The organism is Mammaliicoccus sp. N-M50, from assembly GCF_022386995.1.
GTDB lineage: Bacteria > Bacillota > Bacilli > Staphylococcales > Staphylococcaceae > Mammaliicoccus > Mammaliicoccus sciuri_A.
Window position 1 is genome coordinate 1 of sequence record NZ_JAJNJA010000009.1, and the last position, 13,201, is coordinate 13,201.

14 protein-coding genes are annotated in these 13,201 nt (G+C 31.8%); 2 read left to right on the forward strand and 12 right to left on the reverse strand.

The features are described from left to right. Positions 1 to 401 precede the first annotated feature (401 nt). The 10 genes from LQ622_RS12580 to LQ622_RS12625 form a co-directional block, all read right to left on the reverse strand. Positions 402 to 1,052: a KinB-signaling pathway activation protein gene (locus LQ622_RS12580; protein WP_159316331.1), complete on the reverse strand. Its 651-nt coding sequence runs from the start codon at positions 1,050 to 1,052 to the stop codon at positions 402 to 404. Between the two features lie 15 nt (positions 1,053 to 1,067). Beyond that, on the reverse strand, positions 1,068 to 2,129 hold the full coding sequence (locus tag LQ622_RS12585) for an Mrp/NBP35 family ATP-binding protein (RefSeq protein WP_037590437.1): 1,062 nt from the start codon (positions 2,127 to 2,129) through the stop codon (positions 1,068 to 1,070). Between the two features lie 268 nt (positions 2,130 to 2,397). Then, positions 2,398 to 3,867: an MDR family MFS transporter gene (locus LQ622_RS12590; RefSeq protein ID WP_037590435.1), complete on the reverse strand. Its 1,470-nt coding sequence runs from the start codon at positions 3,865 to 3,867 to the stop codon at positions 2,398 to 2,400. A gap of 70 nt (positions 3,868 to 3,937) precedes the next feature. Next, on the reverse strand, positions 3,938 to 4,405 hold the full coding sequence (locus tag LQ622_RS12595) for a SepA family multidrug efflux transporter (RefSeq protein ID WP_037590433.1): 468 nt from the start codon (positions 4,403 to 4,405) through the stop codon (positions 3,938 to 3,940). A gap of 32 nt (positions 4,406 to 4,437) precedes the next feature. After that, on the reverse strand, positions 4,438 to 5,778 hold the full coding sequence (gene sdrM, locus LQ622_RS12600) for a multidrug efflux MFS transporter SdrM (protein ID WP_204168542.1): 1,341 nt from the start codon (positions 5,776 to 5,778) through the stop codon (positions 4,438 to 4,440). A gap of 3 nt (positions 5,779 to 5,781) precedes the next feature. After that, positions 5,782 to 7,371: an amidohydrolase gene (locus LQ622_RS12605; protein ID WP_037590429.1), complete on the reverse strand. Its 1,590-nt coding sequence runs from the start codon at positions 7,369 to 7,371 to the stop codon at positions 5,782 to 5,784. A gap of 110 nt (positions 7,372 to 7,481) precedes the next feature. Beyond that, on the reverse strand, positions 7,482 to 7,883 hold the full coding sequence (locus LQ622_RS12610; RefSeq protein WP_239763287.1) for a TipAS antibiotic-recognition domain-containing protein: 402 nt from the start codon (positions 7,881 to 7,883) through the stop codon (positions 7,482 to 7,484). A gap of 130 nt (positions 7,884 to 8,013) precedes the next feature. Then, positions 8,014 to 8,256: a hypothetical protein gene (locus LQ622_RS12615; protein ID WP_037590426.1), complete on the reverse strand. Its 243-nt coding sequence runs from the start codon at positions 8,254 to 8,256 to the stop codon at positions 8,014 to 8,016. Between the two features lie 9 nt (positions 8,257 to 8,265). Next, complete coding sequence (gene trhA / locus LQ622_RS12620; protein ID WP_051575476.1) at positions 8,266 to 8,964, reverse strand: PAQR family membrane homeostasis protein TrhA; 699 nt, start codon at positions 8,962 to 8,964, stop codon at positions 8,266 to 8,268. A gap of 14 nt (positions 8,965 to 8,978) precedes the next feature. Then, positions 8,979 to 10,166 carry a UTP--glucose-1-phosphate uridylyltransferase gene (locus LQ622_RS12625; protein ID WP_204188298.1) on the reverse strand — a complete coding sequence of 396 codons (1,188 nt, stop codon included), beginning with the start codon at positions 10,164 to 10,166 and terminating at the stop codon, positions 8,979 to 8,981. A gap of 180 nt (positions 10,167 to 10,346) precedes the next feature. On the opposite strand from LQ622_RS12625, the gene LQ622_RS12630 reads away from it, so the two are divergent. Next, complete coding sequence (locus LQ622_RS12630) at positions 10,347 to 10,499, forward strand: hypothetical protein (RefSeq protein ID WP_162841906.1); 153 nt, start codon at positions 10,347 to 10,349, stop codon at positions 10,497 to 10,499. Positions 10,500 to 10,550: 51 nt separating this feature from the next. On the opposite strand, the gene LQ622_RS12635 is transcribed toward LQ622_RS12630, so the two are convergent. Both LQ622_RS12635 and LQ622_RS12640 read right to left on the reverse strand, forming a co-directional pair. Beyond that, on the reverse strand, positions 10,551 to 11,042 hold the full coding sequence (locus tag LQ622_RS12635) for a metal-dependent hydrolase (RefSeq protein WP_037590422.1): 492 nt from the start codon (positions 11,040 to 11,042) through the stop codon (positions 10,551 to 10,553). 274 nt (positions 11,043 to 11,316) lie between these two features. Next, on the reverse strand, positions 11,317 to 12,051 hold the full coding sequence (locus tag LQ622_RS12640; RefSeq protein WP_191835692.1) for a hypothetical protein: 735 nt from the start codon (positions 12,049 to 12,051) through the stop codon (positions 11,317 to 11,319). A 157-nt stretch (positions 12,052 to 12,208) separates the two neighbouring features. On the opposite strand from LQ622_RS12640, the gene hutG reads away from it, so the two are divergent. Further along, entirely contained in the window at positions 12,209 to 13,198 is a 990-nt protein-coding gene (gene hutG, locus LQ622_RS12645; protein ID WP_037590419.1) for a formimidoylglutamase, read from the forward strand. The last annotated feature ends 3 nt before the right edge of the window (positions 13,199 to 13,201 follow it).

Consider the following 13,201-nt stretch of genomic DNA (forward strand, 5'->3'; position numbering starts at 1 on the left):
TAAGCTCATTTTTGATTGGTTAAGCCAATCACTCTGAAGTACTTTCAGTACTCAATTATTGGAATTAACGTTGACATATTGTCATTCAGTTTTCAATGTTCATCTAATTTGCGTCTAAACAATATTGTACTAAAAACAATGTTTGTTTTCAACTAATTTTGTTAACTTATTTTTAACACGTTTATAAATATATAACATTTATTTCGTATTAACAAGAGTCAATTTTACACTTTCAAGAAAAAGTTTTGATAACTTTTTTCGTTGTTGTGCTGTCGTTTTCAGCGACTTTTATATAATATCAAGTGAGGTTTTAAAAGTCAACACTATTTATCATCTTTTTTAACAAAAAATTAAAAAGCACAAGATTAAGGTGTAAATAGAATTTAATCTTGTGCTTTTTATCATTTCTTCAATGATTTACCGTCTTTATTCAACTTTGATTTTTTTGCTTTTCTCTCTTCAAGAGACAACGCATTATATTTAGGTAATGTAATTAATTGATAAGCATTACATAATAATAATCCAAAGATTGTAAGATAAATCCAACTTGTATCTTCTACTCTTAAAAATGGTATAAGTTCTACAGTTGTCATAACAACCATGAAAAACATAGATGGAATCCATAAATTCTTTTTAGATTGTTTGTTTTTTATATTACTTGTAATGATTGCAAAAATAACGACAACGATTGGTAGCCAAATAAATGATATGATTTGATCTGTTCCACCAAATCTTAAAAATCTAAAATACACTAAATCAAATATAGCAAATACTGTTACAACGATTTGTACATGTGGCCATATCTTACCAAAGATACCTATGCCTAATTGATTAATGAATAAATAGATGAAATATGCAAGCTGACTAATAGTTGCTACAAGTAGTCCTACAACTAAGAACCATATTGAAGCTGCTACAAACTCACCTATTTCTCCAGCAAATAAATATTTCGTTACTTTATCATATCCAAAGATAAGTGACGCAATATATGTCACAACTACACCTATCAACAGTGTATTTCTGTAAAATTGAATTAAATATTTTAAAGTCACTTGCTTACCTCCGCACTAATCTTCATCTGTTATATTAATGATATTCTTAGCAATTTGACTATAAACTTTACCTAAATCTTCATGTTCTTTATAGATAGAAGGTGAAAAGTTATTTTCATCCCACTCAGGTTGACTTAATGGAAGCTCACCTAATAACGTCGTTTGAAGTTCTTGTGCTAATTTAGCACCGCCGCCTTTACCGAATACATATTCTTTATTTCCTGTTTCTTTACTTTGGAAATAAGACATATTTTCGATTACACCTAAAATAGAATGTTCAGTATGTTTAGCCATTGCACCTGCTCTTGCTGCAACAAATGCTGCAGTTGGATGAGGTGTCGTTACAATAATTTCTTTACTTGAAGGTAACATTGTATGTACATCTAAAGCTACATCACCAGTACCTGGTGGTAAATCAAGTATTAAGTAATCTAATTCTCCCCATTTAACTTCTGTAAAGAAACTTGTGATCATTTTTCCTAACATTGGACCTCTCCAAATGACAGGTGCATTTTCTTCAACGAAAAATGCCATAGAAATAACTTTAACGCCTTCACGCTCAACAGGAATAATTTGTTCGCCTTCTACTTCTGGTTTTTCTTGTATACCCATCATATCTGGAACACTAAATCCATATATATCAGCATCAACGAGTCCTACTTTTTTACCTTCTCTAGCAAGAGATACTGCTAAGTTAACGGCTACTGTTGATTTACCAACACCGCCTTTACCTGAGGCAACTGCAATGAATTCAACTGGATTATCTTTAGATAATAGTCCTTCTATCGTTTGTTCTTCCATTATACCTTTGAATTTTTCTAATGCTTCATCAGATAATTCATCAAATCTTATCCCTACAGTTTTCGCACCATTTTCTTTTAATAGATCTACAATTTCCATTTGTAAATCTAGTTGTGGTTGTCCGCCAAGCTTAGCTATCGCAACTTTGACACTCACATGCTCTTTTTCTTCTTTGATGCTAACTTCAACTATGCCGCCTGTTTCTTTAAGTGGTACATCTACAATCGGATCATGTAACGCTCCCACAAGTTCTTTAACCTGTTCTACTGATAACAAAATCTACGACTCCCCTTCTAAAATAATTATCTACTTATCATTATATTCAGTGTAACAAAAAATTTAAACATACAGGTAGTTTATTGTTTAAAAAAGGGAGCGGGACAGAAATCTAATTTATATAAATAGATTTCGTAGTCCCACCCCGGCAAGGATGACTAGAGTTGAAAAAAGCTTGGTACAAGCGCATTTTCAATTCAGACATCTACTGCCAAGTTGTAAAAAGAGACTGAAACATTACATTATGTCTCAGTCTCTTTAAATCTTCTTATTTAGAATGGTTCGGTATTCTTGTATTACTATGTTTGTTTTCTGATTTAATAAATATAGATAATACAACTCCGAAAAATACAATAACAGTTAATACTAAGAAAGCAATATTAATACCGTGAATCATTGCTTCAGATTGTAATATCTTCGCAGTATTACCTGCATTGGCATGTTCTAATTGTGTCTTTGAAGGTTCAAAGTTCTTAGCACCAATCGACATAATCGTTACTAATATACCTGTACCAATTGAACCTGAGATTGTTCTTAGTGTATTCATCATTGCTGTACCATGGGATAATACTTCGTTTGGAATCGCATTTAATCCTGCAGTATTAACAGGCATCATTATCATAGAGACACCAAACATTCTAATTGAATAAACAACAATTAAATAAAGTAGTGATGTACTATCATTTAAGAATGCAAGCATGAGAGTTGTGACTGTAATGATTGTAAATCCGATGATTGCCAACCATTTCGCACCGTATTTGTCGAACAAACGACCTGTTACAAGTGACATAACACCTGTAATGATTGCACCTGGTAATAATAGTAAACCAGAAATTAATGCTGAATATCCTCTTGCATCTTGCATATACATTGGCATTAATAGTGATGGTCCAATTAAAGAAACCATTGAGAAAATACCTATGATTGTTGTTAATGCAAATGTTTTATATTTGAATACTCTTATATTCAATAATGGGGTTTCTAATTTCAACTGTCTTAATACGAAGATTACTAACGTTACGATACCTACAATTAATGTAACGATAACAATTGGTGATGTGAATCCTAGAGATCCTGCGCTACTGAATCCATATAATAAAGATCCAAAGCCTACTGTAGATAGAATAATAGATGGTACATCTAAGTGAACATCTTTTGGTTTAGAAATATTCGTTAAGTATTTCGCACCAAAAGCTAATGCTACAACCGCGAATGGAATGATTGTGTAGAATGGACTTCTCCAACTAAAGTTATCAACGAGATAACCAGATAACGTTGGACCTAATGCTGGGGCGAATGAGATAACGAGACCTGCCATACCCATCGCAAAACCACGTTTTTCTTTAGGGAATAAATTAAAGAGTACAAATTGCATAAGGGGCATCATAACACCTGCACCCATTGCTTGAAGTACTCTTGCTAACATTAATATTCCGAAGTTTGGCGATAAAGCGGCAACTAAAGTACCGATTGTAAATGATAACATCGCCATTAAATAAAGTGGTCTTGTATTAAATTTATCCATCAAAAATGCTGTAGCCGGTATCATAACACCGTTGACTAACATAAATCCTGTCATTAACCATTGACCTTGGTTGGCATCGATTTTTAAATGTACCATGATTTCAGGTATTGCTGTATTTAATAAAGTTTGGTTTAAAATCGCCACAAAGGCACTTACTAACATTACAGCTACTACTAAATTTCTTTGACCTTTTGAAATGTCCTGAACATTCATGGTTTCAACTCCTTCCAAATATACCTTTGCTATTATGCACTATTTTATTTCGGAAATCAAAATAAATGTTTCATCGGTTTAAATTTTTGCTATCTGGATAGAAAATTTCAGTACATATATATAAAACAGTGATAATCACTAAAATGACCCAAAAGTCAATTTTGATTTGTGAATAATATATATGTACTGTGAAATAAAACATAATCGTGCTAACAGTAATTGTTAATAAATGAAAAGTCATACCCTTGAAATACGGATTATCATTTAGTCTATTTTTAAATCTATCTAATAAAAATTCTATAGCGACAAGTGTAAAGTAGCCAAACAATATATAACTACCATAATAGAACAAGTTATCTATCATACTTTTATTGTAGTTGAATTCTGCTAAGCCATAATAAATTAAAATTCTGCTTAATCCAAACATACCAAAAGAAAGTAGTACAATAAAAATTGCACCAGACAATGTGAAAATACTTATAATAATCAATATGGACAATAAATGAAAAATATCAAAACGCTTATTTTTTCTTTTCATACATTGTGACTCCCTCTAAATATGTTTTACCTTTAAAAACTTTTTCTTCGCTTTTCTTTAAATACAATAGACCATACAATCGTCAATGTAACGACTACTAATATAATATACAACATAATATTTTGAACGCCGTAACTTAAAAATGAAATGTTTAATACATATATTGAAGAAACAATTAACGATCCAGTTGTACTACCTATTGTCTTAAATAATGTATAAATCGACATCATGGAACCTAATTGGTGATGCGGTGCTTCTTCTTGAACAACGACAACATCTTTCGTATATACCGTACCAAATGATACACCCATTACAAAAACAGCAAATGGGATGATTACAATCCATTCGACGCCTGTTAATATAGCAAAGCTACCAACAAACATTGCCAAGAAAGCTAACATATAAATGAATTTCAATTTAAGTTGATCTAATCTACCAAGTACAAACGTGATAAACAACCAACCTACCGACATTGGAAAAATGATTAAACCACTTTGTAACGGTGTAAAGCCTTGTTCATTTTGTAAATAGATTGGCATAAAAATAGTGTAGCCCATCAACATTGTTGAATAAATCATATCTGTAAACAACACGAGAATGATTTTTCTATTAAATGCTTCAACAGGTACAAACGGATTTCTCATACGCGTCTCAACTCTGTAGAGTAATACGACAAATCCAATTAATAATATGAAGCAAATCATACGTAAAATAAATGGTATATGTTCTGCAACAATTAGTAAAAAGCTTGCGACCACACCATAAAATATGAATAAGCCTTTATAATCTAATTTAGTTTTTTCTACTTTTTCTTGTTCGAAATTAAAATACTTTATAACCAACCACATAGATACTAAAGCTATAGGTACATTGATATAAAATAGAAAGCTCCAGTTTAAAGATTCTAATATTGCGCCACCTAACAGTGGTCCTACAATACTAGATATACCCCAAACACTTCCAACAATACCCATCACTTTATATCTTCTCGGAATTGGAAAAGCAAGTTTAGGTACAACTTGACCTAATGTCATCATGACACCTGCACCTAAACCTTGAACAATTCTAGAAATAACTAGCAATGGGAAACTATGTGTCATTTCACTTAACCCACAAAATACACTACCAATAATAAATACAGATATCCCTAGTAACACTACTAACTTAATATTAATTCTCTTTACAAGTTCACCAACGATTGGTGTCATAAACACAACCGCTATTAAATATACTGTAAAGATTAATGCAACTTCCGTATCAATATTAAAGTCTTTCTGCATCGTTGGTGTTGCTAAAGATACGATTGATGTTTCTATAGCACTCATAAACATAATAAGTACTAAAGCCAACACAATTCCTTTGTTCTTAGTCATAATTCACGCTCTTTCATATACAATATTTCCGTTAACAATTGTTAATTTAGCTTGAATTTGTGCTAAATCTTGACGGTTAACCTTAAATGGATCTTGATCTAACACAGTGAAATCCGCTTCATATCCTACTTTAATTCTTCCAGTACGGTCAGTCGTTTGACCAATCTCACTCGCAAGTGTTGTATATAAACGTAAAGCATCAAATACCGAAAGTGCTTCTTCAAAGAAATACGCACCTTCTTCACCATACGTTTGTCTATTAACTGCCGCATGAATACCTAGCATAGGATTCGGTGTTTCAATCGGTGCATCTGAACCCCCACCTATTATAATACCTAAGTCTAACATTGACTTGAATGGATATAAATATCTTGCTCTTTCTTCCCCTACTTTATCTTGAACCCACGGAAAATCACTTGTAATAAATTGTGGCTGAACATCACAAATCACAGGTAACTTCGCAACACGTTGTAACAGTTCTTCATTTAATGTACTAATGTGAATTAATCTATCTCTTAGTCCGTTTGGCACAGGATATTTTTCTATTGCATCTAATACCATTTCACAAGCTTTGTCACCAATCATATGAACAGCTATCGCACCATTATATTTTCTTGCGATTTTCACTTTTTCTTCGAGTTCTTCTTGTGTATATATCGCAAGTCCATAATTCGTTCCAGTAGGATCATTAGAATAAGGTTCTTTCAACAATGCTGTACTGCCACCAAAAGCACCATCTGCATAAAATTTCATAGCATCAGGTTCTATCCATTTATCAACAAAAGTCGCCTGTTCTTCCATCATTTGTTCATAAACACTAAAGTGTCGTAACAATCGTACTCTAAATGGCTTTTGATCTTCACCTGGTCCTACAACTGTTTTATAAGCATTTAAGACATCTTTATAATCTTCGTAGTAACCTAAATCTTCTGTATGCGATCCTGTTATACCATACTGATATAAATATGTAATCGCGTTATTTAAATGTTTAGTAAGAGACTGTTCATCTTCATTTGAAGCTAATTCTTCAAATGGTTCCATAGCTGTATCATATAACCAACCAGTCAGTTCACCTTCTTGTTTTTCATATGAACCACCGTCAGGATTTTCGACATCATTTGTCATACCTAAAATCTCTAACGCTTTCGAATTGACGATTGCTGCATGTCTACATACCCTTTTTACAATTACCGGATTATCTTTGCATAATTCATCTAAATCAAATTTATTAAGTCTAATGCCATTTAATAAATTTTCGTCATACCCTTCAGCAACTAACCATTCACCTGGTTGTAGCGTTTGTGCTTTTTGGCTAATTTTTTGTTTAACATTTTCGATATTTGTTTCACCATTTAAAATGACTGATGATAACCAAACACCAGTCCCCATAACATGAATATGTGTTTCAACAAAACCCGGAAACATCGTCCCACCTTTTAAATCGATTGTTTCATAATCCGTTGTTTGAATTTGGTTTAAATCTTCTTTTGATAAAACAGCTTCTATCAAACCATTTTCTACAATTACCCCTGCATATGTATCATCTGGTCTTTCCATCGTATATATTGTTCCATTATGATATAACTTTTTCATCCGATTCAGCTCCCTTATACATTCAAGTTTATTCTAATTCTACATATTTAATAGTAAAAAAGACACCGATAAAATCGATGTCTCCTATTTTAATTTTATAAAGTTCATTTTTATAGTATGACATGCTTAACGGCAGTAATTAATGCTTCCGTTCTTTCTTCACCAAAATATGCTTTATATCTATTATCCGCTTCATACATATTAATAATTTCTAAGTGTTTATCTTCTGTATAATTTGGCCAACTGAATGTTAACCATTCTCTGTGTAACTGAGTGACTTCTTCTTGTTTTTCTAATGTTGCCCCTTGTTCAACAATATTATCCAGTTTTTCTACGAGTTTCTTTTCAATTTGATTTTTACTTTTAATTTCATCTTTTGTCATATCAAGAAACTGATCATCAGTCTGGTCAATCTTATGGCCGCTTCTATCTTCTACTGTTTCTCCCTGAAGCTCTTCATTAACATTTAGTTTGTCACGATCGAATGTTTCAAAATCTCTTTTTTCTGACATTATGATTTCCCCCTATTCATATCGTATAACATTTAATATTATCTATTTACCCGTTTTGCAAAAAAATAACAAAAAGAGCAGGATAGAAACCTCAATATTCTAAAGAGATTACATATCCTGCTCACTAACTTTATTTCAATCGTCTTTGTTCACCTTTTTTAAGATGTTCATTAAACGTTTGTTTATTATTTCTGCGTTGGTGTTTAATCAATAATACTAGTGCATAAACTAATATTAGACCGAATATAAGTGAAACAATACCCATAAACTGCAAACCACTTTGTTTGCCGTCACTAAATACAAAGTAATAAAAGAAATAGCCTTGAATTAAAATAATAATTGTAAGAACCGTATAATACAAACGATAGTTCATCTTATCCTCCTACATAAAGTACATAATTGCTAGAAAATGAAAAATAGAAGCAATCAAAATGAAGAAGTGCCAAATCATATGGAAGTATTTTTTATCTTTTTGAGCATAGAACCATGCTCCTACTGTATAACTAAGACCTCCAAATAAAATAAACAACATAAATATTAACGATGTCTTATTGATAACTGTTGGTAACATGAGAACACCCATCCAACCCATAATTAAATACATCGCTAAACTTAATTTATGATTAACGTTCTTAGCTGTTGATTTATATATAATGCCCCAAATTGTAATTCCCCATTGGACTGCCATAATTAGCCAACCTAACCAGCCGCCAACTAACGATAATGCAATCGGCGTGTACGTTCCACAAATTGCGATATAAATCATACTATGATCAATAATTCTCATAATGTATTTCTGAGGTGATGAAGATGACATTGAGTGATAAATCGCAGATGATAAAAACATCAGCATAATACTTATAATATAAATAGAGACACTCGTCGATTTAAGTGCGCCATCACTAATATAACTTTCTACTGCTGCGTATGGTAAGAAGAATAATAGAAAGAAAGCAGGGACACCATGTGATACTGCATTACCAACTTCCTCACCGAAGGAAAGTGGCATAATATCTTTAAATGCTTCTTTAACTTTCCCGTTTTTTCTAGGATGAGACTTTGTATGATTGATTTGTTCCATTCATATACCTCTTTTTATAATAGTTGATTGTTCTCTAAATCTCTTTGCGCTGTTTCGATACTGTCTTGTCCTTCTTTGTTCTTTAAAGGGCTAAATTCTTTCGTTCTATCTACTTGTAGTGTAGCAAATGATTCTGCATATTTGAAAATATCAAAATAAAACAATTCGAATTTCAATGACTCTTCTTCTACAACACTGAAGTCTTCATCTAATTGTTTTAACTTCTTAACTGCTAAATGATACGGCAATGGTTTAGAAGCCGCTTCTATAAGAAAATCTAATTTAAATACATGAATACCAATGTTAGCATTCTCTAGTTTATCAACATCATCTTCAGATAGCTCAGAATACTCTAATACACGTTTTTTACCATCAATTGATACAAGACGACCAACTTTTTCGCCACTATGCGCTTTAATAGATTTAGTTGTCACATCACTATTATGTTCAACTGTAAATCCAACAAATTCAGGATCCAGAACTTTTACGAGCGCATTATCAATGTTGTTTAAGAATAAGTATTCCACACCATTTTCTTTCATTTCAGCAAGTAACTTTGTCTTCTCTAGAGATTTGAATACACCACCATTACCATTAGGTGTGCGCATGACTCTTCTATTTGTATCTAAAATTAATTGACCGTCCGTCGTTAAAGATACAATGTGGTCTTGCTTAAAGAAATGAATATAATTTTCATCGTAATCAAAGTATTTGTTTTCTAAGAAAAATGACAATGTATCTTTATGATTCACGTCACTTGTCATGATATACCAATGAATTGGCGTACCCACTTCTTCTGTTAATTGCTTTAATTGCTCTGCTTGTCTTTCAAATAAACTTTTGTTATTGAATGAGAATGTACCTTTTGGTCCTTTATGACCTAATCTTGTACCTTGCCCACCAGCCATTAATAATACAGCAAATTTACCATCTTTAATCGCTTGTATACCAAGTGAACGGTAAGATTTCAGTTGTTCTTCTGAAAGTTGATCTTTAACTTCAAACTCAACTTGTTCTATATTATCTGCAACATCTATTGTTTTTCTATTTATGTATACATCTTGATATAGCTTATCTATTTCATCTAAATCTAATTGATTGATATCAGATTCTAATTGTTCTTTCTCACTTTGGCTCATCACTTTAGTATATTCTAAAATGTGATGTTGACCATGTTCTTTCAGGTTTGTTTCATCTAGCATTATAATACCTCCGAAAATTTGACTCATTCTTATTATACGACTTTAGAATGATTTGTCTAAAAATATCACAAAAAATTTATAATTAAAATGATTATTTTAAAATTAAATGGGTATTTATAATAATGTGTTGCTTTAAGCACAAAATATTCCTATATATAATAGGCCAAGGAGGATTTTATTATGAGTTTAGGAGATAAGTTTAACGATGCAAAAGACAAAGCAGTTGAAAAAGGTAAGGATCATTTAGAAGAGAATAAAGACGAATATACTGAAAAAGGTAAAGACTTTGCTAAAGAAAAAGGCGAAGATTTAAAAGGTAAATTCGGAAAATAACATAATGTTTAATGAAAGCTAAGACACTACCTTTGGTCTTAGCTTCTTTTTTTATATAAACAATCGATAAATATCTTTCCACCATAAAATGACTGTGATAATGGTAAATGCAGATGATAAGCTTAAATCCATAACACCGCCCGTTCTAAATACAATGGGTAATTTAACCGAGACATTTAAAGGATAAAATAGTTTGACCCCTCTTGGTGTTAACATATCTAAAATGATATGCGATAACATACCCAATATAATCGAAACTAAATATGGTTCTGGTGCGGATATTGTTCTCAATCCCCAAAATATTAAAAATAGAAATAATAATGAATGGGTAAACGTTCGGTGTCCAAAAATTAACCTAATAACAAAACTAATCGGAAATATTTTCTTACCTAGATTACTTTTGAAATGACAAATATCTGGGACCAAACTCGCTACACCACATAAACTTACAATCGTAAATGATGTAAAAATATCTTCTCCATAATAAATACTTAATGATGACCCGATGAATATACCGCATGAGAGATGTGTTTTTCCTGTCATATTAATGTTTCCTCTTTTCAATTACTTTATTCTATTTTACCACAAAATACCGAACAAGTATACGAACACTTTGTGACTTTATAGTGATATACCTCACATAAATGTAGTTCAAATGACAAAATTGTGAAAACAATCACATAAGTATTGATTTGTTATTAATCCCTGTTAAACTATAGTTGTAAGTCATATTAAACATAACCCTATACCATTGTTGAAATAACCCCCTTATTTCACAATTAAAAAACGTTCATCGCATTAGATGAACGTTTTTTATTTAGCTTGCTTTGTTTAATTGTGTTTCTTGCTGATGATCACTTTGAGTGGATTCATTGTTGCTTGATTGTTGAGAGCGATTTTGACTTTGCCCTTCTCTATTTGTATTCTCGTCTTGTTGATTCGTGTTTCGAGATGGATCAGCTTGATTATTATCCTCTTCGTAGGGTTCATTACTTTGTTCATTTGATCCTTGGTTTGAATCTTGGTTAGAATCTTCATTTGTATTTGAGTGATGTTGATCTTGATGACCTTGATTATTCTGATCATTTTCTTTAGGTAATGTACAGCCATCATCATTACATAAATAACCATCACGAGATAAATTTTGCCAAGCTCTCGTAAATTCGATTGTATTTTCTGCTTTATCACATTCTGCTTGAGAGTTACCTTGATTTAACAAACAATTTCTAGCTACTGTATAAGCTTCTGTATCAAAGTTTTCAGTTTCATTATGATTGTTCGGTTTAACACCATTTACATTTTCTTCTACTGGAATTTCATCTGAAGATTGTTGATTGTTATTGCCATTTTGATTGTTATCATTATTATTTGTTTTTGATTTTTCTTCTTTAGTTTTAACATCTTCACCTGTCGATTCTGAAGTTGTTTTTTTCTCAGTAGTCGTTTCAGATGATTTTTCGTTATCATTATGTTCATTATTCTTAGAAGTTTGGTTGTCACATGCTACTAGAAATAATAAGCAAACTGTTAAGAGACCATAAATCCATTTCATAGAATCACTCCTCGGCCTTTTTGCTTTTTCTTTCTTACTATTCATTAAAGACACTTCTTTCTTATAAAATAATTAAGCATTTAATAAAACATAAGAATATCATACATGATAAACTAACATTAGTAAAAACTATTGTAACATTTAGGGGGTATTAAATATGTATAGAAGTGTTAAAAAGGATGAGTGGACAGGTAGAACAGATAGCACAACATTGCGTTCTGCCTTTAGATTCCATCAAATCGTTGACTCAATTCATATTGAGAAAGAAGACATTACACCAAAGAAAGAATTCGAACATCAAGTTAATATGGCACTTATAGGTTTTGAATGCGATGAAGGTGTTTCTAGAAATAATGGTCGACCAGGTGCTGTAGATGGTCCTAAACATTTTAGAAAAGCTTTAAGTCCTTTGCCAATACATAATGAGTATTTACATTTAACTGACTACGGAGATGTCATTTGCCACAAAAATAAAATGGAAGAAGCGCAATCAGAACTTGGAGATAAAATCTCAAACATATTATTGCATAATGACTTTACAGTTATTATTGGTGGCGGTCATGAAGTCTTATATGGCCATTATTTAGGTGTAAGAAAAGCCAACAAAGACAAAAAAATTGGCATCATCAACATAGACGCACATTTTGATATGAGAGATTACGACGAAAAAACATCTTCTGGCACAATGTTTAAACAGATTTTAGATCAAGATGATCAAGTTGGTTATTTTGTGTTAGGTATTCAGAAAAATGGTAATACTAAAGCACTCTTCGAAAGAGCTGATGAATATGGTGTCCAATACATTCGTGAAGATGAGCTTCGTAGCCATTTATCGATAGAAACAATTACTTCTATTAATTCATTTATTGAAGGCTATGATGAAATCCTCATTACATTATGTACTGATTCTATAGATGTAAGTTATGCACCTGCAGTAAGTGCACCTTGTATTATGGGATTACAACCTCAAATTGTTCAAACAATTTTACAATTAGTTACAAACTCAAACAAAAGTTCAAGCATTAGTATTGCTGAGCTATCACCAAGATTCGATATAGATAATCGAACTGCAAGATTACTTGCGAATATCGCATCGAATATTTATCACGATCAAGCAGAAGTCATTCAATCACAGTGGGAGTCCTAAATC

Bases quoted from the DNA above. Each gene is read 5' to 3' on its own strand.
- LQ622_RS12590 (WP_037590435.1), bottom strand. From the start codon at position 3,867: ATGAATGTTCAGGACATTTCAAAAGGTCAAAGAAATTTAGTAGTAGCT.
- LQ622_RS12595 (WP_037590433.1), bottom strand. From the start codon at position 4,405: ATGAAAAGAAAAAATAAGCGTTTTGATATTTTTCATTTATTGTCCATA.
- sdrM (WP_204168542.1), bottom strand. From the start codon at position 5,778: ATGACTAAGAACAAAGGAATTGTGTTGGCTTTAGTACTTATTATGTTT.
- LQ622_RS12605 (WP_037590429.1), bottom strand. From the start codon at position 7,371: ATGAAAAAGTTATATCATAATGGAACAATATATACGATGGAAAGACCA.
- LQ622_RS12610 (WP_239763287.1), bottom strand. From the start codon at position 7,883: ATGTCAGAAAAAAGAGATTTTGAAACATTCGATCGTGACAAACTAAAT.
- LQ622_RS12615 (WP_037590426.1), bottom strand. From the start codon at position 8,256: ATGAACTATCGTTTGTATTATACGGTTCTTACAATTATTATTTTAATT.
- trhA (WP_051575476.1), bottom strand. From the start codon at position 8,964: ATGGAACAAATCAATCATACAAAGTCTCATCCTAGAAAAAACGGGAAA.
- LQ622_RS12625 (WP_204188298.1), bottom strand. From the start codon at position 10,166: ATGCTAGATGAAACAAACCTGAAAGAACATGGTCAACATCACATTTTA.
- LQ622_RS12630 (WP_162841906.1), top strand. From the start codon at position 10,347: ATGAGTTTAGGAGATAAGTTTAACGATGCAAAAGACAAAGCAGTTGAA.
- LQ622_RS12635 (WP_037590422.1), bottom strand. From the start codon at position 11,042: ATGACAGGAAAAACACATCTCTCATGCGGTATATTCATCGGGTCATCA.
- LQ622_RS12640 (WP_191835692.1), bottom strand. From the start codon at position 12,051: ATGAAATGGATTTATGGTCTCTTAACAGTTTGCTTATTATTTCTAGTA.
- hutG (WP_037590419.1), top strand. From the start codon at position 12,209: ATGTATAGAAGTGTTAAAAAGGATGAGTGGACAGGTAGAACAGATAGC.